The organism is Chryseobacterium formosum, assembly GCF_026460885.1.
GTDB classification, from domain to species: domain Bacteria; phylum Bacteroidota; class Bacteroidia; order Flavobacteriales; family Weeksellaceae; genus Chryseobacterium; species Chryseobacterium formosus.
This window is the reverse complement of the sequence record NZ_JAOVZW010000030.1, coordinates 54,527-80,709: the sequence shown is the minus strand read 5'-3', so window position 1 is coordinate 80,709 and position 26,183 is coordinate 54,527. Positions and strand designations below refer to the sequence as shown.

The 26,183-nt window shown below is 32.3% G+C and carries 26 protein-coding genes; 15 read left to right on the top strand and 11 right to left on the bottom strand.

What is annotated here, in order from left to right; all coding sequences use genetic code 11:
- Nucleotides 1-1,019: 1,019 nt before the first annotated feature.
- The 3 genes from asnS to OF897_RS20100 all read right to left on the bottom strand — a co-directional run bounded on the left by asnS (nucleotide 1,020) and on the right by OF897_RS20100 (nucleotide 3,856).
- A complete protein-coding gene (gene asnS, locus OF897_RS20110) occupies nucleotides 1,020-2,468 on the bottom strand; it encodes an asparagine--tRNA ligase (protein WP_267267455.1) in 1,449 nt (482 codons plus the stop codon).
- Nucleotides 2,469-2,588: 120 nt separating this feature from the next.
- On the bottom strand, nucleotides 2,589-3,188 hold the full coding sequence (locus tag OF897_RS20105) for a CDP-alcohol phosphatidyltransferase family protein (RefSeq protein ID WP_267267454.1): 600 nt from the start codon (nucleotides 3,186-3,188) through the stop codon (nucleotides 2,589-2,591).
- Nucleotides 3,185-3,856 carry an LA_2272 family surface repeat-containing protein gene (locus OF897_RS20100; protein WP_267267453.1) on the bottom strand — a complete coding sequence of 224 codons (672 nt, stop codon included), beginning with the start codon at nucleotides 3,854-3,856 and terminating at the stop codon, nucleotides 3,185-3,187. The genes OF897_RS20105 and OF897_RS20100 overlap by 4 nt, the downstream gene beginning before the upstream one ends.
- Before the next feature lie 106 nt (nucleotides 3,857-3,962).
- On the opposite strand from OF897_RS20100, the gene OF897_RS20095 reads away from it, so the two are divergent.
- The 5 genes from OF897_RS20095 to OF897_RS20075 all read left to right on the top strand — a co-directional run bounded on the left by OF897_RS20095 (nucleotide 3,963) and on the right by OF897_RS20075 (nucleotide 8,016).
- Nucleotides 3,963-4,892, top strand: a complete 930-nt coding sequence (locus OF897_RS20095; protein WP_407648365.1) for a helix-turn-helix domain-containing protein — start codon at nucleotides 3,963-3,965, stop codon at nucleotides 4,890-4,892.
- Nucleotides 4,889-5,689 carry an AraC family transcriptional regulator gene (locus OF897_RS20090; RefSeq protein WP_267267451.1) on the top strand — a complete coding sequence of 267 codons (801 nt, stop codon included), beginning with the start codon at nucleotides 4,889-4,891 and terminating at the stop codon, nucleotides 5,687-5,689. Before OF897_RS20095 ends, OF897_RS20090 begins: the two co-directional genes overlap by 4 nt.
- Before the next feature lie 66 nt (nucleotides 5,690-5,755).
- A complete protein-coding gene (locus tag OF897_RS20085; protein ID WP_267267450.1) occupies nucleotides 5,756-7,396 on the top strand; it encodes a serine hydrolase domain-containing protein in 1,641 nt (546 codons plus the stop codon).
- A gap of 97 nt (nucleotides 7,397-7,493) precedes the next feature.
- Complete coding sequence (locus OF897_RS20080) at nucleotides 7,494-7,745, top strand: hypothetical protein (RefSeq protein ID WP_267267449.1); 252 nt, start codon at nucleotides 7,494-7,496, stop codon at nucleotides 7,743-7,745.
- Nucleotides 7,735-8,016, top strand: coding sequence for a type II toxin-antitoxin system RelE/ParE family toxin (locus OF897_RS20075; protein ID WP_267267448.1), 282 nt, complete (start codon nucleotides 7,735-7,737; stop codon nucleotides 8,014-8,016). Before OF897_RS20080 ends, OF897_RS20075 begins: the two co-directional genes overlap by 11 nt.
- Here the strand turns inward: OF897_RS20075 and rimM are convergent, their stop codons facing one another.
- From rimM to OF897_RS20060, 3 genes are all read right to left on the bottom strand, one after another.
- Nucleotides 8,017-8,559, bottom strand: coding sequence for a ribosome maturation factor RimM (rimM, locus tag OF897_RS20070; protein WP_267267447.1), 543 nt, complete (start codon nucleotides 8,557-8,559; stop codon nucleotides 8,017-8,019). It lies immediately after the preceding gene.
- 102 nt (nucleotides 8,560-8,661) lie between these two features.
- Nucleotides 8,662-9,225: a 30S ribosomal protein S16 gene (locus OF897_RS20065; protein WP_267267446.1), complete on the bottom strand. Its 564-nt coding sequence runs from the start codon at nucleotides 9,223-9,225 to the stop codon at nucleotides 8,662-8,664.
- A gap of 281 nt (nucleotides 9,226-9,506) precedes the next feature.
- Nucleotides 9,507-10,019 (bottom strand): nitroreductase family protein, encoded by a 513-nt coding sequence (locus OF897_RS20060; RefSeq protein ID WP_267267445.1) that lies wholly within the window; start codon nucleotides 10,017-10,019, stop codon nucleotides 9,507-9,509.
- Between OF897_RS20060 and OF897_RS20055 the strand changes: the two genes are divergently transcribed.
- Nucleotides 10,018-10,236 (top strand): hypothetical protein, encoded by a 219-nt coding sequence (locus OF897_RS20055; RefSeq protein WP_267267444.1) that lies wholly within the window; start codon nucleotides 10,018-10,020, stop codon nucleotides 10,234-10,236. The two genes, OF897_RS20060 and OF897_RS20055, sit on opposite strands and share 2 nt — an antisense overlap.
- A gap of 33 nt (nucleotides 10,237-10,269) precedes the next feature.
- On the opposite strand, the gene OF897_RS20050 is transcribed toward OF897_RS20055, so the two are convergent.
- On the bottom strand, nucleotides 10,270-10,719 hold the full coding sequence (locus OF897_RS20050; protein ID WP_267267443.1) for a hypothetical protein: 450 nt from the start codon (nucleotides 10,717-10,719) through the stop codon (nucleotides 10,270-10,272).
- Nucleotides 10,720-10,825: 106 nt separating this feature from the next.
- The gene (locus OF897_RS20045; RefSeq protein WP_267267442.1) at nucleotides 10,826-11,359 is read right to left on the bottom strand and encodes an SRPBCC family protein; all 534 of its coding nucleotides are present in this window, start codon (nucleotides 11,357-11,359) and stop codon (nucleotides 10,826-10,828) included.
- 173 nt (nucleotides 11,360-11,532) lie between these two features.
- On the opposite strand from OF897_RS20045, the gene OF897_RS20040 reads away from it, so the two are divergent.
- The 4 genes from OF897_RS20040 to OF897_RS20025 all read left to right on the top strand — a co-directional run bounded on the left by OF897_RS20040 (nucleotide 11,533) and on the right by OF897_RS20025 (nucleotide 15,598).
- Nucleotides 11,533-13,551: a M3 family metallopeptidase gene (locus OF897_RS20040; protein WP_267267441.1), complete on the top strand. Its 2,019-nt coding sequence runs from the start codon at nucleotides 11,533-11,535 to the stop codon at nucleotides 13,549-13,551.
- Nucleotides 13,552-13,907: 356 nt separating this feature from the next.
- Nucleotides 13,908-14,099: a hypothetical protein gene (locus OF897_RS20035; RefSeq protein ID WP_267267440.1), complete on the top strand. Its 192-nt coding sequence runs from the start codon at nucleotides 13,908-13,910 to the stop codon at nucleotides 14,097-14,099.
- A gap of 230 nt (nucleotides 14,100-14,329) precedes the next feature.
- Nucleotides 14,330-15,151 (top strand): carboxylesterase family protein, encoded by an 822-nt coding sequence (locus OF897_RS20030; protein WP_267267439.1) that lies wholly within the window; start codon nucleotides 14,330-14,332, stop codon nucleotides 15,149-15,151.
- 18 nt (nucleotides 15,152-15,169) lie between these two features.
- Nucleotides 15,170-15,598, top strand: coding sequence for a DUF4348 domain-containing protein (locus tag OF897_RS20025; protein ID WP_267267438.1), 429 nt, complete (start codon nucleotides 15,170-15,172; stop codon nucleotides 15,596-15,598).
- 97 nt (nucleotides 15,599-15,695) lie between these two features.
- Here the strand turns inward: OF897_RS20025 and OF897_RS20020 are convergent, their stop codons facing one another.
- Nucleotides 15,696-18,563, bottom strand: a complete 2,868-nt coding sequence (locus OF897_RS20020; protein ID WP_267267437.1) for a M16 family metallopeptidase — start codon at nucleotides 18,561-18,563, stop codon at nucleotides 15,696-15,698.
- Nucleotides 18,564-18,772: 209 nt separating this feature from the next.
- Here OF897_RS20020 and OF897_RS20015 point away from each other — a divergent pair, with 209 nt between their 5' ends.
- The 5 genes from OF897_RS20015 to OF897_RS19995 all read left to right on the top strand — a co-directional run bounded on the left by OF897_RS20015 (nucleotide 18,773) and on the right by OF897_RS19995 (nucleotide 22,057).
- A complete protein-coding gene (locus OF897_RS20015) occupies nucleotides 18,773-19,435 on the top strand; it encodes a hypothetical protein (RefSeq protein WP_267267436.1) in 663 nt (220 codons plus the stop codon).
- 106 nt (nucleotides 19,436-19,541) lie between these two features.
- Nucleotides 19,542-20,048: a hypothetical protein gene (locus OF897_RS20010; RefSeq protein WP_267267435.1), complete on the top strand. Its 507-nt coding sequence runs from the start codon at nucleotides 19,542-19,544 to the stop codon at nucleotides 20,046-20,048.
- Nucleotides 20,049-20,072: 24 nt separating this feature from the next.
- Entirely contained in the window at nucleotides 20,073-20,630 is a 558-nt protein-coding gene (locus OF897_RS20005; RefSeq protein ID WP_267267434.1) for a YdeI/OmpD-associated family protein, read from the top strand.
- 232 nt (nucleotides 20,631-20,862) lie between these two features.
- Complete coding sequence (locus tag OF897_RS20000; RefSeq protein WP_267267433.1) at nucleotides 20,863-21,426, top strand: DUF4256 domain-containing protein; 564 nt, start codon at nucleotides 20,863-20,865, stop codon at nucleotides 21,424-21,426.
- Between the two features lie 244 nt (nucleotides 21,427-21,670).
- A complete protein-coding gene (locus OF897_RS19995) occupies nucleotides 21,671-22,057 on the top strand; it encodes an immunity 22 family protein (RefSeq protein ID WP_267267432.1) in 387 nt (128 codons plus the stop codon).
- A 2-nt stretch (nucleotides 22,058-22,059) separates the two neighbouring features.
- On the opposite strand, the gene OF897_RS19990 is transcribed toward OF897_RS19995, so the two are convergent.
- On the bottom strand, nucleotides 22,060-23,034 hold the full coding sequence (locus OF897_RS19990; RefSeq protein WP_267267431.1) for a hypothetical protein: 975 nt from the start codon (nucleotides 23,032-23,034) through the stop codon (nucleotides 22,060-22,062).
- Between the two features lie 16 nt (nucleotides 23,035-23,050).
- Nucleotides 23,051-25,897: a DNA polymerase I gene (gene polA / locus OF897_RS19985; protein WP_267267430.1), complete on the bottom strand. Its 2,847-nt coding sequence runs from the start codon at nucleotides 25,895-25,897 to the stop codon at nucleotides 23,051-23,053.
- Between the last annotated feature and the right edge of the window lie 286 nt (nucleotides 25,898-26,183).

Sequence of the window (26,183 nt, the reverse complement as noted above, 5' to 3'; positions counted from 1 at the left end):
CGTGTGCAAAAGTAAAACTTTATTTCTAATTGACCAAATGTTTTTGTAAAAAATTTAAAGTTTTTTAAGTAACCTTAATTCCCTATTTTTACATTCTCTCAACCTCTACTCCTGCGCTTCCCGTATTGGGATTGCAAAGATACAAATCTTTTTAACTTTCACAACTATTATCTCTAAAAATTTAAAAGTTTTTTTTCGATTCATATCTTTATTAATTCGTGGCTTATCTTTCGACAACCCCATCCTTAATAAAAGTATTTCTTAAATGTTCTACGCTTATCTAAAAGCTCCTCTGCGCTACCTAATAACTCTCGTTTTTCAGTGGGGCAAAGATATAGCAGTTATTTACATGAAACAAATATTTAATAATCAATTATTTTGATTGTGGAAAAGTATTAAAGTAAAACACTGGTTTAACAGACATTGAATAGTGCAATAGAGTTATCCACAATGTTCATATTATTTTATAAAAGGTAAAGAAGTGGGTTTTCTCAGGTATTGTTAAGAAATTAGCTCATAAAATACAGATTTTGAACATCGAAATAATATTGTATTCTTGGCTACGGAAAGCAAATCTATGTAGACTTGCTCACAAAAATTAAGCCAACAGATTATTTTGATATTTATATATTAACGAAAAGTGCCGCTCCTACGGAGCTCTAAGCTTTAATCATTCTGTATATTCTACAAAGCTATCGCTCCTCTGGAGCTTTGTAGAAGTGGAAATTATTTTAATCAACTTTTTAGGAGCAATATTTTAACTGAAGTTTACCTGAACTCACCAAATTTTTTATTTATGACTGCAATTCTAGCCCCGATCGCAGCTTTGTTTGAGCTCATTTTCTTTGAAAAAGAAAATAGCGAGTGCGGAGAGCGGGAAATAGCTCCTAAAAAGTCGGAGAGAAATTGAGTTGGAAAGCAGGAGATAATTCGCAAGTAAAATTGAAGAATCTTTTCTATATATAATAAAAAATGTCCCTGAAAATTCAGAGACATCTTTATATATATGTAATTGTTACTTAAAATTCTGCGTTCTTTGGAGTTCTTGGGAAAGGGATAACGTCACGAATGTTAGTCATACCTGTTACGAAAAGAACCAATCTCTCTAAACCAAGCCCGAAACCTGCGTGAGGAACAGACCCGAATCTTCTGGTATCCATATACCACCACAATTCGTCCTCGTCAACGTGCATTTCTGCCATTTTTGTTTTCAGAACGTCTAATCTTGCTTCTCTTTCCGAACCACCGATAATTTCACCGATTCCTGGGAAAAGTACATCCATTGCAGCAACTGTTTTATTATCGTCGTTCAATTTCATGTAGAATGCTTTAATTTCTTTAGGATAATCAAATAAAACTACAGGACATTCAAAGTGTTTTTCAACTAAGAATCTTTCGTGTTCAGACTGAAGATCTGCACCCCATTCTTCGATTGGATAAGCAAATTTTCCTTTTTTATTTTCTTTTGAATTCAATAAAATCTCAATTGCTTCGGTGTAAGAAACTCTTTTGAAACGTTTAGCAATTACGTTTTCAAGCTTTTCAATTAAACCTTCTTTTGCTCTGTCTTTTTCCGGTTTAGATTTTTGTTCTTCGGCAAAACGTTTGTCTAAAAATTCTAAATCATCCTTACAGTTATCTAAAACATACTGAATCACATATTTTAAGAAATCTTCTGCCAAATCGATGTTATCTTCCAGGTTATTGAAAGCAACTTCAGGCTCAATCATCCAAAATTCAGCTAAGTGACGGGTTGTGTTTGAATTTTCTGCACGGAAAGTGGGTCCGAAAGTATAAATTCTTCCCAATCCCATTGCTGCAGTTTCTCCTTCAAGCTGTCCTGAAACTGTTAGGTTTGTCTTTTTCCCAAAAAAATCCTGAGCAAAATCGATGTCGCCTTGCTCGTCTCTTGGAATATTATTTAAATCAAAGTTGGTTACTCCAAACATTTCACCTGCTCCTTCTGCATCTGCTCCGGTTACAATCGGTGTGTTGATGTAAAAGAACTGGTTTTTGTTGAAAAATGAGTGAATTGCAAAACTCACTGCGTGACGCACTCTGAAAACTGCCCCAAACAAATTTGTTCTGAATCTTAAATGCGCCTGTTCTCTCAAAACCTCCAAAGAGTGCTTTTTTGGCTGCAAAATCGTTCTGTCTCTTTCTTCGGTAAAGTTATCTCCTAAAATAACAATTTTTTTAGCGATAATTTCTACAGTTTGTCCGGCTCCCTGACTTTCTACGACCTCTCCTACTACTTTCAGTGAAGAAGCCGTACTGATTTTGCCGATAATTTCTTCGTCAAAATTTTCAAAATCAACTACAATTTGCAAATTATTAATCGTAGAACCATCATTTAGCGCAATAAAGCGATTTGAACGGAATGCTCTTACCCAACCGTAAACTGTAATGTCATGATGTAATACTTTTTTGTAGTCTTGTAGGACTTCTTTAATCGTCTGCTTTTTCATTTGTTGATGATAAAATTTTTCTAAAAAATTAATGTTTGCAAAGTTACAAAAAACAGCGTAATTTTTGGTTATTACGCCGTTCGATTTAAAAATCACCATTTAATTCTAAAAAATCAATTATTAGTTAAAGAATGTTGTCTTTTTTCTCTGTATTCCATTTCTGATTTTCCAGGCGTGACAGAAACTGGGAACATCGTAGTTCCACTTTGGAAGAATCAAAATAATCAGAATGACATCTAAGTGAGAAATGAAACCAAGAATAATGGTCAAATCGAAAGCCCAACCTATCGTCTGAAAACCTATCAAATAAGTGAAAGATAATAGCAAACTCAAACCCCACAATTTTGAAACCCAAGCATGAGTACAAGTTTCTTTCCCGAATTTTATCCAACTTATTATATAGCAAAGAGCTTCCATTGTAAAAATTAATAAAATGTTTTGCCATTCATCTCTTATTAACGTTGGATTTAGAAAATACGCTGCAAAACCTAAAGATAGCCAGAAAACTAAATCAACCTGACTGTCGAGTCGTCTTAATTTTTCGGATGAAACACCTACTTTTCTTGCGATAATTCCATCAAAGATATCTGTGAGTAATCCGAAGTACATTAAAGTCAGAATTGCAAATTTTGATTCGGCACCTTTCGAATAAGAAAGTAAAATGATAATTGGTGCAAGAAAAAATCTTATGCCTATTAATATATAAGGTATTGTTTTCATGATTTCAGTTTTTTTGATTTGAAATTCCAGTTGATGATCGGAAATTTTCTTTTTTCATTGATATTCCACAAACCGATCTGAATTCCTTTTAAGTTTTTACTTTTATTGACGAAACCAATTTGCATTCCTCTCATTTTTTTCGATTCATTAGACAATGAAACTTGTACTCCCGAAAAATCTTCAGAATAGTTGCCCAGAAAAGCCATCGTTAAACCATTTCCTTTCTCTGAACTATTTACAAATCCGGAAATATGAACTCCATTTAAAATTCCTGAAGTATTGTTATAAAAATTGACCGAAACTCCGTTGGTAATTCTGCAGTGATGATAAATGGAAATTCCTAAACCATTCAATTTTTCTCCATCCATCAATCCTCCCGTTGAAATATGCAAACCATTGATGGTAACTGTAGATTTGGCTTCCGGAGGAACCGGCAAAGCATGAGGAATTAAAGGATAAATTAAACTTATCGGATTTGCCTGAATATTGATTCCGTGAATTTTTTGTTTTAAATAATCATCCATCACTCCTACATTAATTCCTGTAGTTGTTTTGACAATAACTTTCTGAGGATTTACCGTAAAGAACGCACTCTTTGTCCTCAAACTATCTTGTCCGAAAAACATTGAACTCACAAACATTGCGATTGATAATAGATTCGTTTTCATAATATTTGATTTTAAATTATAAATCAAAACTACCAACAGAACAATCTCACTCGAATGCGAAAAAAAATTAAAATAAATAGCTACATTTGTGAAAATCGCAAAAAGAATGCACCAAGAAATCTTACTCAAACAAATCAGAAAGAAAATCGGGGATAAATCTTTGAATGACGAGATTGCCAATATTCTAAATATCAGTTATGATGCAGCACACCGACGAACTTCGATGAAGGCAAAATTCAGTTTTGAAGAAGCTTTAGAATTGGCAAAATATTATCAGATTTCGATTGATCAGTTTTTGGGAACGGAAAACCAATTGGTGGTAAAAAGAACAAAACCCGTAAAAACTCAGGAAGATCTATTGTATTTTTTTGAAAGTTCACTGAAGATTTTAAATGTTTTTCAGAGCATCAATCAGTCAAAAGTATATTATTCGGCGAAGGACATTCCTTTTTTCTATACGATTTCGAATACTATTTTGTCACGTTTCAAATTTTATGTTTGGATGAATTTGTTGAATGAAGATAAATTCCTAGGTCCATTTGAAGATTTTGATTTGCCTTACCATTCTCCAAAAAACGAAATGCTGAAAGATTTATACGAAAATCAAAATGTGACCGAAGTCTGGAATGACACCACGATTATGAGTATTTTGATGCAAATCTCTTTTTACTCTGAGATGGGGCTTTTGAAATATCAAGATATCGTACTGATTTTGGAGGAAGTGGAAAGCGTTCTTCAAAAAATTGAGTATAAAATTCAGCATAATCCAGAATTTAATTTTTATGTAAATGATTTGGTCATTCTAAGCAATAATATTTTATTTAAAAATGAATATCAATCCTCATTTTTTATTCCTTTTAATATGTTTGGATACATGATGACGAACGATGAGAACACTTGTAATGACACATTAACCTATTTCGAACACGAAATTAAAAATTCAAAATCATTAAATACTTCCGGAAATAGAGAACGGAAAATGTTTTTCAATAAAATGTATGACCAAATTGAAAACTTAAAGCAAAAACTGAAATGAATACACTTCGTAACGGCGAATTTTTCGGGCAAACCAATGAAACCCTGAGTTTTGATGGTTTAACAATCACTGATACAGAATATACGCATTCTTTTGTCGATTGGCATTACCACGAAAATCCGTATTTCACTTTTCTGTTGCAGGGAAATATGAAGGAGGGAAATAAAACGGAAATTTACGATTGTTCTGCCGGAGCTTTACTGTATCATCACTGGGAAGATGCACATTACAATATAAAACCAGAAGTATTTACCAGAGGTTTTCATCTTGAAATTTCAGAAAATTGGTTTGAAAAATTTCAAATTTCAAAACACACAGTTGAAGGAAGTTTCAACATTAAAAATCCAGCCTTAAAATTACTTATTTATCAAATTTTCAAAGAAACGAAACTGAATGACAATTCTTTTGAACTCTCTGTTAATCAGTTTTTGTTGAATCTTTTTGAACAAATGTCTTATCAAGAAAAAAACATTGAAAAGAAACCAGTTTGGGTAAAACAAATTAAAGAAATTCTACATCAAAGTTTCTCAGAAAAATTAAACCTGAACGAACTTTCACAAACTTTAAATATTCATCCGATTCACTTGAGCCGAGATTTTCAAAAACATTTTCAATGTAATTTGGGAGAATATGTCAGGAAATTAAAGGTTGAAAAATCATTGACAATTCTCAACAAATACGAATCTTTATCGGAAGTTGCATTGGAATGCGGATTTTCGGATCAAAGTCATTTTATTCGTTGTTTCAAGAAAAACATAGGAATGACTCCATTAAAATATAAACAGATTTTAAAATAGGAGAATGTTAATTCTGTTCTATTTAATTTGAAACCTGTACTCTACTTTTGTCTGATGAAATTTATAATGAAATCTACCTTTTTATTTATTCTGACCTTAGTTTTCGGATTTTCGTTTAGTCAAACTAAAAACATTGTTGAGCCGGAAAGGATCGAAAATTCAGTTCAAAAAAATCATTTAAATAAGATTGTATTTTTAGACAAAGTCATTCCGTTAGAAAATCTGAATGAATCTGATCTTTTAAAAACAATCACACTTCAGGAAAATATGAATTTTGACCTTCGTATTTTTCTGGATAATTCTTTAGTTAATTATCTACACCAAATTGATCCAACGTTAACTGCCGAAGAATTGTTGAAAAAAGGAAATTATCAATTCAATTTTCTGGTTGATGGAAAACTGATTTACACAGAAAATTTAAATTCAGGTGCGGGAACCGTTGAAAGTAAAAAGATAAAAACGAGTTTCAGAATTCCTTTTCTGAGTACAAACAACGAAGATTCTTGGGGAAAATATTTGTGGATGCGATTTTATTATTCAAACGGCGGAATTGATGCTTTGGAAAGCGGAAACCATAAATTGAAAATTCAAATTAAGCCTTATCTGAAAACTTCAACTTTAAAGATTGGAAACATAATTGCAGAAGGAGAAATTCAACTCATTATTCCACAAAAAAATATTTCTGAAGAGCAAATTGCTATTCAAAAAATTCAATCTAACAGCGGTTGGAAAGTTTCAAACGAAAAATTTAATGAGGAAAAAATTAGGGCTTTAAACAAAAAAATTGTAGAAAACAGATTTCGGGAAATTACAGGAATTGTAGTTATTAAAAATGGAAAACTTCTGATTGAAGAATATTTTAATGAATATAAAAGAGACAGTTTAAACGATACTCGTTCTGTAGGGAAATCATTTTCTTCAGCATTGATGGGAATTGCCATCAAAGACGGATATATTAAAAATGAAAATCAGAATCTTAAAAATTTTTACGATTTAAAATCTTTCGGTAACTATTCCTCTAAAAAAGACAGCGTTACTATTAAAAGTTTGCTGACAATGAGCTCTGCTTTTGAAGGAAATGATCAGGATGGAGAATCTTTAGGAAATGAAGAAAATATGTATCCGACAGAAAATTGGGTGAAATTTGTTCTTGACTTGCCGATGAGCGAAAATAAAATTGGAGAAAACTGGAATTATTTTACAGCCGGAGTCGTTTTAACTGGAGATATTTTAGACAAATCTGTCCAGAATGGTTTGGAAAATTATGCTGATAAAAAATTATTCCAACCTCTTGGAATCACCGATTACAAATGGCAATTTACACCTCAGCAAAAACCTTCTTTAGCAGGTGGTTTACGTATGAAAGCATTAGATTTTGCGAAATTCGGACAATTGTATAAAAATAATGGGGTCTGGAATGGTAAAAATATCCTTAATAAAAGCTGGGTGAAAAAATCTTTCACTAATTATTTTAGCGACAACAAAGATTTTGAAGGCTACGGATATTTATTTTGGAGAAAAGTCTATAAAGTCGGAGGCAAAAGTTTTGAATCCTACCAATCTAACGGAAATGGCGGAAATAAAATTGTCATTTTCACCGAAATACCTTTAGTAATCGTAATTACAGCAAGAGCTTACAACAAACCTTATTCACATTTACAAGCTGATAAAATGATAGAAGAATATTTGTTACCAGCGGTTAATTAATAATAAAATGTATTTTAGAATTGATAATTCAATGCAGAAGTTAAAAACATAATCTCTTTCAAAATATAATTTTTAACTTTGATAAAAATTCAAGTCAATGACAACCCGAGAACAATCTATATATCAAGAAATTAAAGAAAAATTAAAAGATGCTCCTAAAAGTATTTTAGAAAGAGTTTTAGGCTATGTAGATGGAATATCAGAAGTAAAAAATGATAAGCAATTTCAAGAATTGAAAATGCACGTACATGAAGATTATGCGGAATACAAATCTGGAAAAACAAAATTATTAAGTATTGAAGAGGCAGAAAATGATATAGAAAATTCAATTTCCGAGAATGAAAATTGAGATAACTGAGCATTTCCGAAATAAACTGAAAAGACAGATACAGTATATTTCTCTAGATAAACCTTTAGCTGCAAGAAAACTTAACAAGTCAATCTTTGCTAAAATTAAAGGACTTATCACAAATCCAAAGATTAATAGAAAATCTATATTTTTCGATGATGAAAATATCCGCGATTTGGTTGTAAAAGGATACCTGATTGTTTATGAAATACTTCCTTCCGAAAACAAAATTATTATTTTCGGTTTTTACAAATGGGAAGAAAAACTGTGATTACTCATCCTTTTTCGAAGGCACCAAAAATACATCAATCAAACCTTCCGGAAGTTGCATTTTAATGAATTTCTCATCACGGTCAACTTCTAGAATCCAATCTTTAATTAATGGAATTACCACTTCTTTCCCATCAAGATTGGTTACAAAATAATTCTGAGCCGTTTGATCGTTCACAGATCTGATGACACCACAATTGTTATCTTGCTCATCCAAAATTTCATATCCGATGATTTCGTGATAATAAAATTGTTTTCCAGTCAGTTTTGGTAAAGAAGTCAAAGGTAAATAAACGTTTTTACCTAAAGATTGATCTACCAAAGCTTCAGAAGAGTTTTTGAAGGCAATATTCAGAGCATCTAATTTGCTCCAAGAAGATTTTTCAATGAAAAAAGGAACCAACAAACCATTGATTTCTACAAAAATAGAGTCCAGGTTCTTATAAAGTTCAGGTTGATCTGTGTCTAATTTAAGAATCACATTTCCTGCAAGACCGTGTCTACGAGTAATTTTTCCTAAAAAATAGCAATCTTCTTTTTTCATAATGCAAATATATAAGAAACCTTCAAAATTTTAAAAACCTTGAGGGTTTAAATTAAAAAAGACACGAAAAAATCGTGCCTTCATTTTGTATCTTGTTTAAGACTAAGCCTGAGTTTCTTCAGTACCTTCTGCTTCAGCAGTTGGCTCTTCTGTAGCTTCAGTAACTTCTTCTGCAGGTGCATTTGCAGCTTCTTCAGCAGCTTTAGCATCAGCAATTACTTGAGCAGCAGCAGCAACTCTAGCTTCGTTTACTTTAACTTCAGCATCTAAGGCAGCTTTCTTAGCATCAGCTTTCGCAGTAGATAAACCTTCTACTTTACCTTGCACTTTAGCATCTTTCGACTCTAACCAAACAGCAAATCTCTTTTCAGCTTCAGCCTCGTCAAAAGCACCTTTAGCAACACCACCTTGTAAGTGTTTTTTGTAAAGAACACCTTTATAAGAAAGAATAGCTCTAGCCGTATCAGTTGGTTGAGCACCGTTGTTTAACCACTTTACAGCAGCATCAACGTTCAAATCAATTGTAGCAGGGTTTGTAATTGGGTTGTAAGTACCTAACTTTTCGATGAATCTACCATCTCTTCTAGCTCTTGCATCTGCAACCACGATGTGGAAAAAAGGTCTCCCTTTAGATCCGTGTCTTTGTAATCTGATTTTTACTGACATAATGTTTGAATTTTATGGGAACTCGTCCCGATTAAATATTTAAGTGTGCAAAGATAGTAAAAAAGTTTGAAGTTAAATACCCAAATTAAAAGTTTTAAAAACAATATTTTTCAGGAGCCGGGAACCTGCTTTCCGCTGTATCTTTTTCGCCAGCGCTTTTTTCAAGCCATCAGCAAAAAGGATGCCGCTGCAATCAGGGCTATTCCACAGCTTCGTTAATTTTTTTGTTATAATCATCTTTAGATTGGTAAATTGCTACACTGCTACATTGTTACATTGAACTAATCAACATTTCCCATGTAGAAAAGACCAAGACATTTCTGGTTCTCTTCAATCGTCAAAGAATCTTTCAAATGATCAACAATCTTTGGAGAACTCCAGTAACAGCCTACTCCATTTGCGGTACAAGAAAGATACATATTCTGAACCGCCATAGAAACAGCCGCAATTTCTTCCCATTCCGGAACCATTCCACTGAAATTAACAACGATGGAAACTACTGCATCCGCCTTATTAATTTTAAAGCCAATATCGTTATATTTCTTCTCCAAAAAAACTTGTGGAGCCTGAGTTGATTTATAAATCTCTTGCATTTCTAAAGCTAATTTCGCTTTTTCTTCACCTTTAAAGATTTTAAAACGCCAAGGTTTTGTACGTTTATGATTGGGAGCAAACGTACCCGAATTCAAAATTTCATCCAAAATCTCCTGAGAAATTTCTGTTTCATTATAATCTTTCGGAAATATACTTCTGCGTTGCTCTATGATTTCTTTTAAAACTTCTGCTTTATTCATGGTAACAAAAATACGGAAAATATGGAAAGCTGGAAGCGAGGTGATGGAAGTTTTTCAGGATGCGAATTGGGAGATTCGTTATGCAGATGTATACCTAAAATTCATTACAACAGTTTTCGAAAAAATCTCAAACTTATTTTCTATGGATTTATTTAATGCAACGAATGCACGAATAATACAATTAAAACTTGAAATATTCGTGCATTCGTGGCATTAAAATTTGCTATTTTAAAATTTTCTCTTAGCTCTTTTAAATCACTTCTTCAATCTTCTGATAAATCTTATTCAACGTAAATTCTTCACCCGCTTTCATCCCCATAATCTTTTTAGCCATCGGACTTTCAGGGGAAATCGCGTAGAACCGGTCGCCTTCAAAGAAAAATTCACCTAAAGAAACGGAAATATAGAACCTGGCTTTGTTGGTAATGACTAATGAACCTAATTTTGCATGATCAGATTCAGAATTCAGAACTTTTTTCATCTGTTGCTGCATATTTTTCAGGTTTGCCATTTGTTTATCCAGATGATAAATTTCGTCCTGCATTTCTTCACGAATCGAGTCATACTTCGAGGTTTTCTTTACTTCACGGCTCGCCTCCAAAGTGAAATTTAAATAAAACTCCAATGTTTTTACTTTCCCTGAAATCATATCTCGCACAAAAACCCGCAAATCATTTTTATTGTAAGTCGCCTTCTGCATACATCTTAATCTTTTACATAAAGATAATATTTTAATTTAAAACATAAAATAAAAAAACTGCCTTCAAGTTGAAAACAGTTTCTTATAAATTTAAAAATATTTTAGTTTATTTTTCAACCAAAACTTTCAGATTGGCAAATCCTTCATCATAAGATTTTCCCATTTGATAATCCATCATCGGTCGCATAATTTTCATCCATGTTTCCTGTTTTGTATCCATACTCCATGTAACTTTTGTTGAATTTCCTTCAGATGTTAAAACGATGTCAGAAATTGCCTGTCCTTCGAAAGGCCTTTTAAAAAGCATTTCAGTTCGCTGCTTTTCATTAGGAATAACTTCTTTAATTTCCTGACAACCCGCTCCTGCATCATCATTTTTACTGTCCCAGCAATATTTATCTCCTACTTCGCCCGGATTTCCGGTATAGGTAACTTTCATATTTTTGTCTAATTTCATCCACGGATTCCACTCGTTAAAAGCTTTCATTGTGCTGATTTGTTGCCAAACTTTTTCTTTCGGAGCATTGATGACCACTATTTTTTCGTAATGATAATTTTCACCGAAAGCCAGCATTGCAATTACGGAATACACCACAAGTAAAAGGACTAATCCTCCGATAATTTTAAAAAATGTCTTCATAGTTTTATATATTAATTATAGTTTCAAAAATAAATATTTTTTTAACACCTCTTCTTTTCCTATGACAAGAATAATTTCAAAATGAAGCATTTTGTCACAAACATCTGTCAAGGCATCTTATTTGAGTTCAAAATACCATTCAATTAATTAAATTTACCATTAAAAATAAATCAATGAATATTTTAACAGAAAAATTCAGCACTCCATATCATTCTGCACCTTTTAATGAGATCAAAAATGAAGATTATCTTCCGGCTTTCAAAGAATTAATTACCAATTCTGAAGCAGAAATTGACGCAATTATCAACAATTCAGAAGAACCAACTTTTGAAAACGTGATTGAGGCTTTGGCTTTTTCGGGTGAACAACTCGACAGAGCTTCCAACATATTTTTCAATTTAAACTCCGCTGAAACGAGTGACGAATTACAGCAAATTGCTCAGGAAGTTTCTCCGATTTTAACAGAATACTCTTCAAAAATTTCTCAAAACGAAGCTTTATTTAATAAAATTAAAAAAGTTTACGACGAAAGGGAAAAATACAATCTGAACGAAGAACAGCAAATGCTTTTGAGTGAAACCTATAAAGGTTTTGTAAGAAGCGGAGCACTTTTAAACGAAGAAGACAAAGAAAAATTAAAGAAAATCAGCATGGATTTATCTTTAAAATCACTTCAGTTCGGGCAAAATGTGTTGGCTTCAACGAATAATTATTTCAAACATATCACCAATAAAGAAGATTTAGCAGGAATTCCGGATGCCATTCTGGAACAATATGCAGAAGAAGCGAAGGAAAGAACTCTGGAGGGCTGGGTTGTCACTTTGCAATATCCAAGTTATATTCCTTTCATGACGTATGCAGAAAATCGTGAATTGAGAAAGGAAATTGCTTTAGCAAATGGCAAAAAATCTTTTGACGGTGGCGAATTTGACAATCAGAATTTAATCAAGGAACTTTTAAATCTAAAACAGCAAAAAGCAGAATTATTAGGCTTTAAAAACTATGCTGATTACGTTTTGGAAGAGAGAATGGCGAAATCTACAACCAAAGTAATTGACTTCCTGAATGAACTTTTAACGAAAGCAAAACCTTACGCAGAAAAAGAAATCGAAGAACTAAAATCTTTAGCAAAAGCCGACGGAATCGAAGAAATGCAAGGTTACGACCACGCTTTCTATGCAGAAAAACTTCGTAAAGCAAAATATGATCTGAATGATGAGGAACTAAAACCGTATTTCCCGCTAGAACAAGTCCAGGAAGCCGTTTTTGGATTATCAAAACAACTTTTCGGGTTGACTTTTGAGGAAAGAAATGATATTCCAAAATATCATGAAGACGTAAAAGTTTATGAAGTGAAAGAAAATGGTGAGTACAAATCTTTATTATATGTTGACTATTTTCCAAGAAAAGGCAAAAGAGCCGGAGCCTGGATGACGAGTTATAAAAATCAGTATAAAAAAGATGGAGAAAATTCTCGTCCGCATATTTCTATCGTTTGTAATTTCAGCAAACCGACGAAAGATGCACCGAGTTTATTGACGTTTCAGGAAGTGACAACTTTGTTCCACGAGTTTGGTCATGCACTTCACGGAATGTTGGCGAATACACAATATCCAAATCTATCTGGAACTTCTGTGAAATGGGATTTTGTAGAATTACCTTCTCAATTTCTGGAAAATTTCTGCTACGAACCTGAATTTTTGAAAACTTTTGCAAAACATTACAAAACCGGAGAAGTTTTACCGGATGAAAAAATCGAAAAAATCGAACAGTCGAAAAACTTTATGGAAGGTTATCAGACTTTGAGACAAATAGGTTTTGGATTGTTGGATATGAATTACCATTCTAGGGTTGCAGAATTGGAAGGTTTAAGTGTGAAGGAGTTTGAGGACAATTACACAAAAGCAACCCAGCTATATCCTGCGAATCCTGAAACAGCGATGAGTCCGAGTTTTTCGCATATTTTCCAAGGTGGATATTCTGCGGGATATTATTCCTACAAATGGGCGGAAGTTTTGGATGCCGATGCTTTCCAATATTTTAAAGAAACCGGAATTTTCAATTCTGAAACCGCTGCAAAGTTTAAAGTTTTACTTTCTTCAGGTGGTACAAAAGATCCGATGGAATTGTATAAAAATTTTAGAGGAAGTGAGCCGAAAGTGGAGAGTTTGTTGAAAAGGGCGTTTGGATAAGATTTTTAAAATACATTTAAGACTCCAAGAGGTGAAAGCTTTTTGGAGTTTTCTTTTAAATAATTTCTAAATTGTAAATTTTATTATTTTTGATAAAACTAACTATTGACCTAATCTCAGATTTCATGAAATTTAAAATATTTACATTTTTCGCAATTTTTCTGTCAATCATAATCTATTCTCAAAGAAGAAATTATTTTCCAGATTCAGATAAAATTCCAAATTGTAAATTAATTGAAAAAGGAAATTTCACAAGAAATGAAGATGGTTATAGTTCGCTTAAAATAAAATTTCGTAAAAATAAAATGACTGAAATTCATGGTAACAAATCCATTATCATAAAAAGTCGTCTATAAATGATAAGTCCATGTAAGTTTGAAGCCGAAATAAAAAGCATTCAACCAAAACCTGAAATAAAAGATGATCTTATTTACGTTGGAAATAAAATAGTATATGAGATTGTTGAAACAGGTAAAAATTTAATTATTTATCAATATTGGTGTAATGAAGGAAGAAATATTTGTACAGAAATTTTACAAAAAGAATAAACTTTAAAAGCATTTTTTATTTTTCATTGAAAAATGAAAAATCATACTTTGAAAAAAGTAATCGTTACATTATAGTATTTCACAAACAAAAAGTTGATTCTATTGTAGTGAATTGAGAAGATGACAAAAATTCTAGCCCAGATTGCAGTGAAAATCCTTTTTTGCAAAAAAAGATTGCAACGAAAAGCTGGAAAAAGCTCCAAATAAAAATTCAAATAATCTTAAAAATTATGAAATTCAAGATAATCCTTCTAATAATTTTCACCATCAATCAAACTTTTGCACAAAAGAAAGAATTTCGGGATACAAAAGTTGACACGCTTACATTTTTGAACAATAGAAAATTATTAAACAGTTTAAATACCGATCAATTTCAAAAGAAAACATTTGTAGAAAATGACATAACAATTCCCTATCGATTTTTAACACCTAAAAATAATCTTACCAATCAAAAATATCCTTTGGTTATTACCTTCCATAATTCTACAAGGATCGGAAATGATAATGAAAACCAACTTGAACCATTCGCTAAAATATGGTTAAGAGATGAAATTTATACGAAATTTCAATGTTATGTTGTAGCGCCACAATTTAATAAGCGTTCTACAAATTATGAGACCAATGGGGTAGGAATTCAGATTTCAAAACCGTCCAACGAGGTTGTAGCTTTATTGAAATTGATAAAAGATCTTGAAAAAGAATATCCAAATATTGATAAAAACAGAATCTACTTAATTGGCTATTCAATGGGCGGTTCGACTGCTCAGAATTTAATGAATTTGCAACCCAAACTATTTGCAGCTGCTGTTTCTGTTGCCGCAGTTCCGGATTTGTCAAATCTTAATAAAATTAAAGAAAAAAATATTTGGTTAATTCACGGTGAACAAGACACCGAAAATCCTTACATAGGCAGCGTTGAGTTGTATAATAAACTTTCTTCCGACAAAAATTTGATTTTTACAACTTTCACCAATCTTCATCATAACAATATTGTAATCCCGTTTTTAATAACTGATGAAATTCCCAAATGGTTATTCGGAAAACACAGGTAAACAAAAAAAATGATCAAAATGAAAAATTATTTACTGCTTAAGATTATTATTTTCGTCGGAGGTTCTTTAGCCTTTTTAAGTTCTTGTAATAATCCTAAAACCGATCTTTCGGACTTCAATGTTTTTATTGAAAAATTTAAAAAAGACAGCACTTTTCAAAGTCAGCACATCAGTTTTCCTGTGATGGAATATTATTCAGACGAAGATTTTCCGTTGGATATTTTGGAGAGAATGATATCTAAAGACAACTACACTTTTATTGACCTAGAAAATGATGTCCCGAAAGAATTAAGAAACAAAAATTTATATGATGTCCACATTACTCACAGTAAAGACACTGTTTATTATCAAAAGTTTGGGAAAAACAGCAGCATAAATATCACTTACAAGTTTCAACGTGTTCAGAAAACTTATCATTTGACTCAAATAGAAGATTTGACGGATTAATTAATTTTATTTATCTGATTCTATTTTAAATTATTTCTTTCATTTAATTAAAATAAAAGCCGGAATTTCTTCCGGCTTACTTTATATAAATCATTATTTAATACCCAAAAATTTCTTCCAAACTCACTTCTTTAAAACTTCCCATTTCGTTCACAGCATCCATATTTAGATTTTCTTTTTTTCCGATAATGGCGGTGTTAAAATGAATTGGCTTTATTGAGGTTTCATAAAATTCTTTCACATCATTAAATTTCAGATTTTCGATTTGATGGTAAATATCTTTTCTGAAATCATAATTAATTCCGAGTTTCTTCAGTCGCAACGTATTAAAGAAAATATTGGTTCTCGTAATTCTTGCTGATGCAATTTGTTTTAAAGCCGAATTTTTAGCATTTTCAAACTGTTCCGGAACATTAGGAAGTTCATTCATCAATTCGGTCATTGTATCAACTGCGATTTGTAGTTTATCCGGTTGAGTTCCGATGTAAGTTGTAACATAATCAGGATGCGTCAGTTCAGAATTTGGTGAATAAGAAACATAGGCAGAATATGCTAAACTCTTACTTTCACGGATTTCCTGAAAAACAATTGATGACAAACCACGACCAAAATATTCATTAAAAACATTTATTTTTCCGAAGTTTTCAGGATTTACACTTTGTCCTTTTCCGATCTTGCTCATTTCCATCTGAACCATGTCGTAATCGGTAAAATATACGGTTCCCGTTGTTTCCTGTTCAGGATATTTTTTAGCTTCAGGAATTGCAGAAATTTCATCAACAATATAATTTGGAATATAATTTTTAAAACCTTCAAAATCTTTTCCGTAAAAGAAAATCTGATATGGGAAGCTGAATAGTTTTTTCATTTTATCTGTAAAATCTTCCACTTTTGCATTTTCCAGCTGCTCTTTTGAAATGATATCCAAAAATCTTGATGTTTTCCCAAGCTTGGTATAGGTTGTGAGAGCGGTCATGATTCGGTTTTTGTCTTTTTTCGCCGCTTCACGGTTTTCCAAAACAGTTTCCACAAACTGATTGTAAATTTCCTGATCAGGTTTTACTTCAGACATCCAGTGTTGTAAAATAGAAATACCTTTTTCAAGATTTGATTCCAATCCGCTTAAAGAAATAGTTAATTGACTAGAGCTTGTTTTAAAATCATTGGTAATTCCTATTTTGAAGAATTCTTTTTTTAAATCTTCAGGCGAAAATTTTTCTGTTCCTAAATATTGTAAAATCTGTGTAGAAATCCCTAAATCTCTGTCGTGGTCGCTTCCAAAAGGAAAAATAAAATGAACCTGTGCAATTTCATTATATTTATTTTTAACGAAACTCAGTTTTTTATTCTTAACTAAATCAGTTTTAATTTCTTTTTGATAATCAATAAATTCTGGCTGAATATCTTCCGTTTTATCATTTAAAATTTCCTGCAGAAACTCAGATTGCGCATCACGGTTGATTTTAATTGGCGTAATTCCAGGATTATCAACTCTTAAAAGTTGGTCATTAACCCCTTTTTCTTTATTGATAACTACATAATTATCTTTGAAAAACGAATTGGCAAAATCAATAATATCCTGTTTTGTAAACGAAGCATATTCATCCATTTCACTCAGTTCTTGTTCCCACGTCCTTCCTTTAATATAGGTATCATAAAGATTTGTAGCTAAACCTTCTGCTGTTTCTAAACCTTTTAAACGTTGTAATTTGAAGTCGTTAATTATAGCAGGAAGCATCCAATCAGGAAGTTCTCCTTTTTTCAATAATTCCAATTGTTCAAGAATCATTTCTTTTGCTTCCGATAAAGTCTGATTTTCTTTCGGAACGGCAACAACTGAGAAATAACCGTATTCTTTCAAACCTAAAGAATATGCTTGAGCCCAAAGCATTTTTTGCGTCTGATTGATATTTAAATCTAACAATCCGGCTTCTCCTCTATTGCTTAAAATATTGGCTGTAACATCCGCCAACATTGCTTCTCTTGTTCCGTAACTATCGGTTCTCCAGGCCAACTGAATTCTTGGTGTTGTAGGACTTTTTACAGTTCTTTCGACAATTTCAGTCAAAGGTTTTTCTATAATTAAATCTTTCTTCGGCAATTCTCTGTAAGGAATTTGACCAAAATATTCATCAACCAACACAACAGTTTCTTCAAAATCTAAATCTCCAACTAAAACTATTGCATAGTTATTAGGAACATAATATTCATCAAAATATTTGTGAATTGCCTTCATGGAAGGATTTTTCAAATGTTCCGGATCTCCTAAAGTCGTTTGCTGACCATTTGGATGAGTCGGGAAAAGCGCGTCCATCAATTCATAGTTCACCAAACGGGAATCATTATCCTGCGCTCTGTTGAATTCTTCATAAACAGATTCCAATTCAGTATGAAAAAGTCTTAAAACAATTTCCGAGAAACGTTCTTTTTCAATTTTCAACCATTTTTCAAGCTCGTTGTTGGGAATATTATTTTTATACACCGTTTCATCAAACCAAGTGTGTGCATTGGTTCCAGTTGCTCCCAAAGATGAAATCGCTTTGTCATATTCATTAGCAATAGCATATTGACTTGCTTCCTGAGAAATTTCGTCAATTTTTTTATAGATTTCCTTTTTCAGTTCGGGATTTTGTTCAGCTTTATGCTTTTCGTATAAATCTGATATTTTTTCGATTAAAACTTTTTCTTTTTCCCAGTTGTGAGTTCCTATTTTTGAAGTTCCTTTGAACATCATGTGTTCAAGATAATGAGCCAAACCTGTATTATCAGAAGGATCATTATTACTTCCCGTTTTCACCGGAATAAAAGTCTGAATTCTCGGTGCGTCGAAATTTTGGGCAAGGAAAACTTTCAAACCATTTTTAAGGGTATAGATTCTTACTTTGTTTTCGTCGTTGGTAATGGTGATATAATCGTAGTTATTTTTGTCGGTATGATGTGTTTCGCTGTATGTTTTATCAGTCATATTTTCATTTTACAGGTTCTAAGGTTATAGAACATCTTACAAATTTACGGATTCAAAAAAGAAGACTTAGTACTTTTGTAACTATTAAATCTATTGTGACGATTTATTTTTAGTTTCAATCTATTTAAGAATTTAAAAGATAAGAATTATTTTGTATTAAATTTTCTTACATTTATCCGAAGTCAACATTAAATAAACTCAATTCAAAGATGAAAATTGAACTTATTCCTGTTATTGAAATAACTAATTATGACAATGATATTCTACTTCCACCAAACGGTCCGTATTGGGAATATCCTGATGATTGGGAAAATTATCGCATTCAGACAAATGTAGAAGCTGGATTTTCAAAAGATTTAAAATCTTATTCTAAAGGTGCATCATTTTATAGAATCAATGAGATTTCAGATGAAGATTTGTTAAAATTAATTCAGAACAAGGTCATTTTTGAAGACGATGATGAAACTTTAGGAATAGAAGATCTAAACAGTCCTTTTAATGGTGGTTTTATTTTAAAAATTGATGGAATTGACATATATTTTCCACAATGCTGCAGTGATTTAGGAGATATTAAAGAATGGGATGATTTGCTGATTGAAGATGAATGTAATTTTTACATGGGACACCCTTCTCCTAAAGTGATCATAACTGAAAATACAGTGACTTTTGATTTTCTCAATTCAGAAATCCAGGAAAATTATGCTCCACCAATTTTACAAGACCAGATTACAGTTGACAAAAAAGAACTTTCCGATGCAATTCAGGAAGTAAAAAAGGAATTAAAAACTTTTGCCGAGAGATTAATCCGTTTAAACCAATCTGAAAACCTAAACATTCCAAATATTGAAAATATTCTTGTGTACGGAGCTTAATAAATATTTTTTTAAATTTTTAATCTCTTATTTTATAATTCATTTATCTTCGAGCTTGAATAATTTATTTACTTTTTCAAAAAATATCATACTTAAATCTAATTACATGAAATATTTTTTCACATTGATATTAGGATTAATTTCATCTCTGTATTTGGCACAGAACGAAAACAATTCTCGTGAGGAATTTACACTCAAACTTGCTGTAGACAGTATAAACTATTATGAGCAGGAAGTAAAAGAATCAAAATATTTTGTAAAAGATAATATTTTACAAATTTATCCTGGTGAACATATTTTCATAGAAGCTGAAGTGAAAAGCAATATAATCCAGTCAATGAAAGTTGTTAAAGAAAATAAAAATCCTGAAAAGACAATCGAAGTTGAATTTTCACAAAAAATTTCCGGTAGAAAAAGTGATGGTATGACACTTCAAATAAGTAATCCTTTTGATAAAAAATTAAATTACAACGCAATGAAATACATTGTAGGAAGAAACGAATGGTTAAAGACTTCAATAATTCCAATTCAACCAAAACTAACAAATTTTGAATTTTGGAATGATGTAATTATCACATTGGTTTTAAATGATTGGAGACTGGAAAACTACTAAAATTTAAAATCTAAAATTATATAAATGCTTCCTACATTCTTCCCAACACCACAAGATTTCAGAAATTGGCTTGATAAAAACCATCAAAACGAAAAAGAATTATTGGTAGGATTTTACAAAGTTGGAACTAAAAAACCATCAATAACATGGTCTGAATCCGTTGATCAAGCTCTATGTTTTGGCTGGATTGATGGGGTGAGAAAATCGATTGATGAGGAAAGTTATAGCATCCGTTTTACACCAAGAAAACCGACAAGTATTTGGAGCGTTGTTAACATCAAAAAGATTGAAGAACTTATCAAAGCAGGTTTAATGAAAGAAGAAGGCCTTAAAGCTTTTAAACTCAGGAAAGAAGATAAATCAGGGATTTATTCTCACGAAAAAGAACCAGCTCAACTTACATTAGATTACGAGAAACGGTTTAAAGCCAATAAAAAAGCTTGGGAGTTTTTTGAGAAACAGGCTCCTTCGTACAAAAAAGTGATGATTCATTGGATTATGAGTGCGAAACAGGAAAAAACTCAACTTTCACGCCTTGAGAAAACAATAAATGAGAGTGAAAAAGAGAAGAGAGTTTTGTGAAAATAATTTCTCCCGCTAATTTTCCAAATTACGCTGATTTTTTTAATATAAACTAATCAGTTTTGTCATTTTGACATATTATTTTCTTCATGTATCGCTGTATCATCGCTGTACTCTTTCTGTACTCTCGTCATTAAATCTAAATTCAGAAGAATATTTCACTCACGACAAATTGTCAGTGATGCTGAATCGAAATTTTATTTAATTTTAAGCCTTATTCAATTCAAAGAAAATGGCAGCTAAAAAACAAATTTCCACAGAAGAAAGTACAGAACTTATACAGACACTTAAAAACCGTTTTAAAAAAAACATGAACCGTCACGAAAAACTGGACTGGTCGAAAATTGAGGAAAAATTAAATTCAAATCCATCAAAATTATGGTCTCTCAATGAAATGGAAATTTCCGGCGGAGAACCCGATGTTGTAGATTATGATAAAAAAGCTGATGAATATATTTTCTTTGATTGTTCTGCAGAAAGTCCGAAAAACAGAAGAAGTTTTTGCTACGACCGTGAAGCTTTAGATTCCCGAAAAGAAAACAAACCTCAAAATGATGTTTGCACAGTTGCAATAGAAATGGGAGTCGAAATACTTTCCGAAGAACAGTATCGTTATTTGCAGACTTTAGGAGAATTTGATTTGAAAACTTCAAGCTGGATTAAAACGCCAAAAGAAATAAGAGAATTGGGTGGTGCTATATTTTGTGATCGCCGTTATAATACTGTTTTTGTATATCATAATGGAGCTAATTCTTATTATGCGGCAAGAGCTTTCAGAGGAGTTTTGAGAGTTTAGGTTAAGTTTATATAATATTTCCGTCGTTCGAGTGTTTTTCGGAATGAAATAGAGAAAAATGTATCGAGAACTAATCAACTTTTCACCAGATATACTTACCAACATTTAAAAAAATCGAAAAGTTCTCGATACGATTTTTTCAAAATCTACTCGAACTGATGTTGAATATATTTTACTTCTCAAAAACTTTCAAACTTTTTATATAAAAACTATTATCATACCTTTGCGCTTCAAAAAATTAGACATGAATACACAGATTTTAGATTTTTGGGTAGGAAATTTCAGAACGGAAGAAGATTTTTTCCAGTTTGTAGAAGAAGATGAAAATTACTACATCGAAGAAGAATCTGATGACACTTATATCTCAAGATTTGCGGAGTCTCAAGACACCATCTGGTTTGATCAGGATTTAATGGAATATGGTTTTGAACAAAGCGTTCAGCATTTTTCTGAATATTCTTTTGCAGAACAGTGGCTTCCTGTTTTATACAATAGAATCAACGAAATGAATCTTAAGTTTGATATCAACTCTTTGGTTTTTGTAAGCCAAGGACAGATTCCAACACCAAAATCCGTTGAAAATGATGAGTTTTCTTTGGCTTATGTGGGAGGAATTGAGTTTGAGTATTAAGATTATCTTTTTGTTTCATAAAAATAGGGAGGTCTTACCCCCATCGGATAAACTACAAATCTTCCTTTGTTTGAGAAAAATGTGATAAATCTACTATCTTTTTCTTCTTTATTAGCATAAAAAATAATCTCGGCAGATTTTATTCTTGATGAGTTTTCTTCAATTTTTCCAATTTCATAATACTCAAAAATGAAAGGATTATCATCGGGAAAATCGTAGTAAGTGATTTCTTTTTTGTCAAAATTAATGTAAGCGTTTTGTTCTTTATCAACAAATATTTTGTGATTTGTAAAATAATTTTCGATGTCACTTTTATTTTTAAATGGAATAAAATCTGCATCCGGATTGGAAAATAAAATATCATCTACAGTCTCTATTTCTAATGCCAGTAAGGTGAGTTTATTTTTTTCTAATCTAAAATAAAAATCAAATGTCTTTCGTTGGTCTTTGGTAATTCCGGTCGCTCTAAAATTACATAAAGTCTCAAGCTCTTTATTTTCTTCAAAAAATGAATCAGGATGCGATGTGTATGAGTTATCAAAATCTTTCAGAGAAAAATTACCATTGTTTTTCCCAACAAAAAAACCGGTTTCTGCGAACTTAAAATCTCCGAGATAATCCGATGATTGGTTAAATTTTACATTTTCAAAAACTTCACTTTCTAACCAATCGATTTCATTTTCAACGCTAGATTTCAAACTAATTATAGGATATGGACCGTCATGATAATACATTATCATTCCGAGTTTCGAATCTATGTATTGATCTAAGTTTTTAGCTTTGTGAGTGTTAAAATCTTTCGCAAACTTTGAAAAAACTGATAAAGAATCTATTTCTGCTTTTACAGAATCATTTGATTTCGAAGTCACGGCAAATTTCTGTTCCTGAGGTTGTTTATCTGATTTAAAATAAAAAACTAAAGAAAGCACTGTTGCAATAAGCAGAAAAATCAGGAAAAATGCCGTTTTGTTTTTCACTTTTCAACTATTAAAATTAATGCGCTTCCAGCCAGTTCTTCCCTACACCAACCTCAACCAATAATGGAACCTGAGTTTCTATCGCATTTTCCATTTCTGTTTTAATGATATGTGTAGCCACGTCTACCTCATCAATAGGAGATTCGAAAATCAATTCGTCATGTACCTGAAGAAGCATTTTGGTCTGCAATTTTTCTTTTTCTAATTCTTTCTGAATTTTAATCATCGCCATTTTCACGACATCAGCTGCACTTCCCTGAATAGGAGCATTTACAGCATTTCTTTCGGCATGTGCTCTCACCACAAAATTTCCGGAATTAATGTCTTTTAAGTGACGTTTTCTCCCTAAAATAGTTTCTACATAACCGATATCACGAGCTCTTTTTACTTGCTCCGCCATGTATTCTTTTAGTTTAGGGTAGGTTTCGTAGTACGCTTCTATCATTTGCTTGGCTTCTGATCTCGACAAACCAGTTTGTTCTGCCAAAGCAAAAGCTCCCTGACCGTATAAAATTCCAAAATTAACGGTTTTCGCCTGTCCACGCTGCGTTTTTGAAACTTCTTCCAAAGGAATACTAAATAATTTCGCCGCCGTAGAAGCGTGAATATCTTCACCGTCCTGAAACGCTTTAATCATATTGTCTTCACCAGAAATTTCAGCAATCAATCGCAATTCGATCTGAGAATAATCGGCAGAAATAATTTTTTTACCTTCCGCAGAAACAAACGCTCCACGAATTTGCTGACCTCTCAGTGTTCGGATCGGAATATTTTGTAAATTAGGATTTACACTCGCCAAACGACCTGTTGCAGCCGTCGTTTGCGAGAAATTGGTATGTACACGATTATCATCTTTATCAATCTGTGAAGGCAAAGCATCAACATAAGTCGATTTCAGTTTCTGATACGTTCTGTATTCTAAAATATGCTGAATAATTTCGTGTTTCGAAGCTAATTTCTGAAGGACATCTTCGGAAGTTGCGTACTGTCCGGTTTTTGTTTTTTTGGCTTTCGGGTCAAGCTGCATTTTTTCAAACAAAACATCACCCAACTGTCTCGGCGAATTCATATTAAATTCTTCACCGGAAATTTCAAATATTTTAGATTCTAATTGTCTTAAATCATTCTCAAGATCAATACTTTCCTGAGCCAACCATTTTTCGTCTAAAGAAATCCCTTCGAGTTCCATTTTAGCTAAAACTTCCATCAATGGCATTTCGATGTTGAAGAATAAATCTTCAAGATTTTCTTTTTTTAACTGCGGTGCAAACAATTCGTATAGCTGAAAAGTTACATCAGCATCTTCTGCAGCATAATCTGTCTGCGTTCTTAAATCTGCATCTCTGAAATTGCCCTGATTTTTTCCTTTTTTACCGATAATAGTTTCGATGGAAACAGGTTTATAATTTAAATAAACCTCTGAAAGATAGTCCATCCCGTGTCTTCCGTCCGGATTTAAAAGATAATGGGCAATCATCGTGTCAAACATGGCACCTTTTACTGTCATATCGTACTGCTTCAGAACTTTATAGTCGTATTTTAAGTTGTGAGCGATTTTCAGTAAATCTTCTTTCTCAAAAAATGGTCTGAAAATTTCAAGTGTCTGCAAAACTTCACCTTGATCTGCAGAAAGAGGAATGTAATACGCCAAACCTTTTTTGTAAGAAAAACTCATTCCTACTAATTCAGCTTCCAGTTCATTAAGAGAGGTTGTTTCTGTATCAAAACAAACGGCTTTCTGTTTTAAAAGATTCTGAACTAGAATTTTCTGTGCTTTAGGATTATCTACAAATTGATACAAATGATCATTCTGTTCGATAGTTTCTTTGGTAGAAGTTGCCTGATCGAGTTCTTCAAAATTGGCAAAAAGATCAAGCTGACCTACGTTTTTCGCAACTTTTTGTTGTGGGGTTTCTTTTTGGGTTTCTTCACTTTCTTTCTGAACATCATTAGTTACCAAACCCGTTTGAGCAGGAGCAAAAGCACGGTAAAGATTTTCATATAATCTTCTGAATTCTATTTCGTCAAAAATTTCTTTTACCTTTTCAAAATCTGGAGTTTCAAGATCGTATTGCTCCTGATGAAATTCAACAGGTGCATCACAGATAATGGTTGCTAATTTTTTAGACAAAATTCCACGCTCGGCTGATGCTTCTATTTTTTCTTTAATCTTGCCTTTTAATTTATCGGTATTGGCTAAAAGGTTTTCGATGCTGCCAAATTCCTGTAAGAATTTCATGGCTGTTTTTTCACCTACTCCATCTAATCCTGGGATATTATCAACCGCATCACCCATCATTGCAAGGAAATCAATTACCTGCTTTGGATCTTCGATTCCGTATTTTGCTTTTACTTCTTCAACGCCGAGAATTTCTATTTCGCCACCTTTTAAGCCTGGCTTATACATTTTGATTTTATCAGTCACTAACTGTGCAAAATCTTTATCGGGAGTCACCATAAATGTGGTGTATCCTTCTTTTTCAGCTTTGCATGCAAGCGTTCCAATTAAATCATCCGCTTCATAACCTTCAACACCCATGTGAGGAATATGCATAGCATCTAAAATCCTGTGAAGATATGGGATTGCAACTCTAATGGCTTCCGGAGTTTCACTACGATTGGCTTTGTATTCTGCAAAATCATTAGTTCTGATACTTGCCTGACCGACATCAAAGACAACAGCTAAATGAGTTGGTCTTTCTCTTCTGATTAATTCGATCAAAGAATTGGTAAAACCAAAAATAGCGGATGTGTCAATTCCTGTACTGGTAATTCTCGGACTTCTGATCAATGCGTAATATCCTCTGAAAATCATCGCATAAGCATCGATGAGAAAAAGCCTTTTATCTTGTGTTGCCTCCATATTTTGAATAATGAACAAATATATGAAATCGGGATGAGCGGTCAAACTGAGAAATCATATTGATTATTTTTAGAATCGTCAGTTCAAGTGAAATTCTGAAAGAATTTTGTATCGAGAACTTTTTAGTAAATCAGTTCTCGATACATTTTTTCTGCGTTTCACTGCGAAAAAACACTCGAACTGACGAATTAAAAACAATTTCTTAGTCATAAGAAATGCATTCAAAAGCAACGATATTTTCAAAAAAATTCTTACATTCGCTCTGTGATTACAAACAAGATATATT

Coding starts and splice junctions, on each gene's coding strand:
- OF897_RS20050 (WP_267267443.1), bottom strand. CDS start 10,719: ATGCAGAAGGCGACTTACAATAAAAATGATTTGCGGGTTTTTGTGCGA.
- OF897_RS20020 (WP_267267437.1), bottom strand. CDS start 18,563: ATGACTGATAAAACATACAGCGAAACACATCATACCGACAAAAATAAC.
- OF897_RS20040 (WP_267267441.1), top strand. CDS start 11,533: ATGAATATTTTAACAGAAAAATTCAGCACTCCATATCATTCTGCACCT.
- OF897_RS20095 (WP_407648365.1), top strand. CDS start 3,963: ATGCACCAAGAAATCTTACTCAAACAAATCAGAAAGAAAATCGGGGAT.
- OF897_RS20105 (WP_267267454.1), bottom strand. CDS start 3,188: ATGAAAACAATACCTTATATATTAATAGGCATAAGATTTTTTCTTGCA.
- OF897_RS19995 (WP_267267432.1), top strand. CDS start 21,671: ATGAATACACAGATTTTAGATTTTTGGGTAGGAAATTTCAGAACGGAA.
- OF897_RS20000 (WP_267267433.1), top strand. CDS start 20,863: ATGGCAGCTAAAAAACAAATTTCCACAGAAGAAAGTACAGAACTTATA.
- polA (WP_267267430.1), bottom strand. CDS start 25,897: ATGGAGGCAACACAAGATAAAAGGCTTTTTCTCATCGATGCTTATGCG.
- OF897_RS20100 (WP_267267453.1), bottom strand. CDS start 3,856: ATGAAAACGAATCTATTATCAATCGCAATGTTTGTGAGTTCAATGTTT.
- OF897_RS20010 (WP_267267435.1), top strand. CDS start 19,542: ATGAAATATTTTTTCACATTGATATTAGGATTAATTTCATCTCTGTAT.
- OF897_RS20005 (WP_267267434.1), top strand. CDS start 20,073: ATGCTTCCTACATTCTTCCCAACACCACAAGATTTCAGAAATTGGCTT.
- OF897_RS20035 (WP_267267440.1), top strand. CDS start 13,908: ATGATAAGTCCATGTAAGTTTGAAGCCGAAATAAAAAGCATTCAACCA.
- OF897_RS20085 (WP_267267450.1), top strand. CDS start 5,756: ATGAAATCTACCTTTTTATTTATTCTGACCTTAGTTTTCGGATTTTCG.
- OF897_RS20090 (WP_267267451.1), top strand. CDS start 4,889: ATGAATACACTTCGTAACGGCGAATTTTTCGGGCAAACCAATGAAACC.
- OF897_RS20065 (WP_267267446.1), bottom strand. CDS start 9,225: ATGTCAGTAAAAATCAGATTACAAAGACACGGATCTAAAGGGAGACCT.
- asnS (WP_267267455.1), bottom strand. CDS start 2,468: ATGAAAAAGCAGACGATTAAAGAAGTCCTACAAGACTACAAAAAAGTA.
- rimM (WP_267267447.1), bottom strand. CDS start 8,559: ATGAAAAAAGAAGATTGCTATTTTTTAGGAAAAATTACTCGTAGACAC.
- OF897_RS20015 (WP_267267436.1), top strand. CDS start 18,773: ATGAAAATTGAACTTATTCCTGTTATTGAAATAACTAATTATGACAAT.
- OF897_RS20025 (WP_267267438.1), top strand. CDS start 15,170: ATGAAAAATTATTTACTGCTTAAGATTATTATTTTCGTCGGAGGTTCT.
- OF897_RS20030 (WP_267267439.1), top strand. CDS start 14,330: ATGAAATTCAAGATAATCCTTCTAATAATTTTCACCATCAATCAAACT.
- OF897_RS20080 (WP_267267449.1), top strand. CDS start 7,494: ATGACAACCCGAGAACAATCTATATATCAAGAAATTAAAGAAAAATTA.
- OF897_RS20075 (WP_267267448.1), top strand. CDS start 7,735: ATGAAAATTGAGATAACTGAGCATTTCCGAAATAAACTGAAAAGACAG.
- OF897_RS20060 (WP_267267445.1), bottom strand. CDS start 10,019: ATGAATAAAGCAGAAGTTTTAAAAGAAATCATAGAGCAACGCAGAAGT.
- OF897_RS20055 (WP_267267444.1), top strand. CDS start 10,018: ATGGTAACAAAAATACGGAAAATATGGAAAGCTGGAAGCGAGGTGATG.
- OF897_RS20045 (WP_267267442.1), bottom strand. CDS start 11,359: ATGAAGACATTTTTTAAAATTATCGGAGGATTAGTCCTTTTACTTGTG.